The following is a 2,936-nucleotide window of genomic DNA, read 5'->3' on the forward strand; positions in this document are numbered from 1 at the left end:
GAGTCGGCGCGGCCACCTCGTCCAGGAAATCCCGCACGCTCGCGTCGAGATCGGTCAACTCAGCCCCACGACCTGGCCGTGCTCGTCGATGTCGATCTGCTCGGCCGCCGGATGCGAACCGAGCCCGGGCATCGTGCGCATGTCCCCGCAGATCGGGTACACGAATCCGGCGCCGACCGAGGCCCGGACCTCCCGCACCGGCAGCGTCCAGCCGGTCGGGGCGCCCAGCAGCGTCGGGTCCGAACTCAGCGACAGGTGCGTCTTGGCGATGCACACCGGCAAGGTGCCGAACCCGTTCGCCTCGTAGTCCCGCAACGAGCGGGCCGCGGCCGGTGTGTAGCTGACGCCGTCCGCCCCGTACACCCGGCGGGCGATCACGTCGATCTTCTCCCGCAGGCTCGCCGAATCCGGGTAGAGCGGCTCGAAGCTGCTGGGCTCCTCGGCGGCCTCCACCACCGCCTCGGCCAGGTCCTTCGCGCCCTTCCCGCCGTCGAGGAAGTGGCTGCTGATCGCGACGCGGGCACCCGCGGCTTCGGCGACCTCCCGGATCGCGGCGTGCTCCGAGGGGTGGTCGCTGGGGAAGGCGTTCACCGCCACCACCGGCGAGACCCCGTGCATCCGGATGTTCTCGATCTGCTTGCGCAGGTTGGCCGCCCCGGCCAGCACGTCGTCCGGGTTCTCCGCGAGCAGTTCCGGCGGCAGCGGCCGGCCCGCGACGATCCGGTAGTTGCCGGAGTGCGCCTTCAACGCCCGCACCGTGGCCACCAGCACCGCCGCGTCCGGGCGCAGGCCGGAAGCCCGGCACTTGATGTTGAAGAACCGCTCCGCGCCCATGTCCGCGCCGAACCCGGCCTCGGTCACCACGTAGTCGGCGCAGCGCATCGCGATCCGGTCGGCCACCACCGAGGAGTTGCCGTGCGCGATGTTGCCGAACGGTCCCGCGTGCACGAACACCGGAGTGTTCTCCGTGGTCTGCATCAGGTTCGGCATGATCGCCTCGCGCATCAGCACCGTCATCGCCCCGGCCGCGCGCAGCTGCTCGGCGGTGACCGGGGTTCCCTCGGCGGTGTAGGCGACGACGATGTGGCCCAGCCTGCGCCGCATGTCGTGCAGCGAGTTCGACAGCGCGAGCACCGCCATCACCTCGCTGGCCGCGGTGATGTCGAACCCGGTCTGCCGCGGCGTGCCGTCCGCGCTCCCGCCCAGCCCGGTCACGATCGAGCGCAGGTCCCGGTCGTTGACGTCGAGCACTCGCCGCCAGGTGATCCGGTGCGGGTCGATGCCCAGCTCGTTGCCCCGGTGCAGGTGGTTGTCCAGCATCGCGGAGAGCAGGTTGTGCGCGGCGGTGACCGCGTGCATGTCGCCGGTCAGGTGCAGGTTCAGCGACTCCATCGGCACCACTTGGCTGTAGCCGCCGCCGGCGGCGCCGCCCTTGATGCCGAACGTGGGGCCCATCGACGGCTGGCGAACCGCCACCGCCGAGTTGTGCCCCAGGTACCGCAGCCCCTGCCCGAGTCCCACGGTGGTGGTCGTCTTGCCCTCGCCGAGCGGTGTCGGGGTGACCGCGGAGACGACCACGTAGCGGGCGGGCGGTCGGTCGGCGAGTTCCTCGGCCGCGTCCAGCGACACCTTCGCCACCTGGCTGCCGTACGGTTCCAGCAGGTGCGGGCCGAGTCCGAGCTGCGCTGCCACCTCGTCGATCGGACGCAGCGTGCTCGCGCGGGAGATGTCCAGATCGGACGGAATGCTCATGCGGGAACCTCCTGGATCCGGGCGAGCGCCGCATCGCGCCACTGGGCGGTCCGGGTGATTTCGTTGAACGTGTACAGGTGCCAGCCCGCGATCCCCGGTGCGGGTTCGTCCAGGTACGGCCACAGGCCGTCCACGAGGGAGTCCGGGTTGTAGGGCGCCAGCAGTTTGCTGACCATGCCGTGCTGCTTGCGCAGGAACCGCAGCGACTCGCCGAGCCCGATCTTCATCGACACCCGAAGCAGCTTGGTCACGTCCACCGCTCCCGGGAGTCCGATGTGGATCGGAAGCAGCACGCCGCGGGCGCGGACCTCGCCGAGCCAGGCCGCGATGCGCTGCGGGTCGTAGCAGATCTGCGAGACCGCGTAGTCGGCGTAACCGGCCTTGTCGGTCATGGCCCGCACGGTGGCCTCGTCGGACAGGAAGGCGTGCCGCTCCGGGTAGCCGCTGATGCCGACCCGCCCCGGCCTGCGGCCGAGCTCGTCCATCCTGCGCAGCAGCGCCAGCGCGTCCGGGAATTCCCCGGCGGGCGCCGGGGAGTCACCCGCGATCACGAACACCTCGCCGCTGCCCAGCGCCTCCGCCCGGTCCAGCAGGCCGGACAAGTGCGCGGAGTCCTTGATGGACCGGGCCGCCAGGTGCGGCACGACCCGCATCCCCACCGCGGCCAGTTGCGCCCCGGTGGCCAGCGTCGCCTCGGGACCCTTGGCCGCCGAGGACGTGACCGTGACCGTGGTGCCCGCGGGCAGCTGCTCGCAGCGCTGCACCGCTCCGCGCACCGGCAGCACCTCGAACCGGGCGCTGCACAGCAATTCCTCGAGTCGCTGGAATCCGGTGTCCATGATGGCCCGCCCAGCTACGCCGTGGCCGCGCGCTGCGCGGTCTTCGGGATGTCCTTCTGCGGGTCCAGGAAGGGCTTTTCGACCACCTCGGCCTGCTGCGGGCCGTGCTGGGTGTGCACCACGAGCTCGGTGCCGAACTCCTGGTAGGCCACCGGGACCATGGCGAAGCCGATGTTGCCCTCCACCCGCGGCGAGTGGCAGGCCGAGGTGACCTCGCCGATGCGCAGCCCGTGCGGGTCGTGCACGTCGAACGGCTCGATCATGTTGCCGTCGTTGAACGAACCGATCGAGGGCCCGCCGATCCGCACGCCGACCAGTTTGCGGGCCACCCCTTCGGACTTGATC

At 71.2% G+C, this 2,936-nt stretch carries 3 protein-coding genes; all 3 read right to left on the reverse strand.

Annotation, left to right across the window (positions count from 1 at the left end; all coding sequences use genetic code 11):
• Window positions 1-54: 54 nt before the first annotated feature.
• Complete coding sequence (locus tag IJH84_RS22020; protein ID WP_295148467.1) at window positions 55-1,752, reverse strand: formate--tetrahydrofolate ligase; 1,698 nt, start codon at window positions 1,750-1,752, stop codon at window positions 55-57.
• Window positions 1,749-2,591 (reverse strand): methylenetetrahydrofolate reductase, encoded by an 843-nt coding sequence (locus IJH84_RS22025; protein ID WP_200071920.1) that lies wholly within the window; start codon window positions 2,589-2,591, stop codon window positions 1,749-1,751. The genes IJH84_RS22020 and IJH84_RS22025 overlap by 4 nt, the downstream gene beginning before the upstream one ends.
• 14 nt (window positions 2,592-2,605) lie before the next feature.
• Window positions 2,606-2,936 (reverse strand): glycine cleavage T C-terminal barrel domain-containing protein (locus IJH84_RS22030; protein ID WP_295148472.1); only part of this gene is annotated, 331 nt, incomplete at its 5' end.

The organism is Saccharopolyspora sp., assembly GCF_017434145.1.
Lineage (GTDB): Bacteria > Actinomycetota > Actinomycetes > Mycobacteriales > Pseudonocardiaceae > Saccharopolyspora_C > Saccharopolyspora_C galaxeae.

Excerpts from the sequence above, each read along its gene's own strand:
- IJH84_RS22025 (WP_200071920.1), bottom strand. The coding sequence starts at position 2,591 with ATGGACACCGGATTCCAGCGACTCGAGGAATTGCTGTGCAGCGCCCGG.
- IJH84_RS22020 (WP_295148467.1), bottom strand. The coding sequence starts at position 1,752 with ATGAGCATTCCGTCCGATCTGGACATCTCCCGCGCGAGCACGCTGCGT.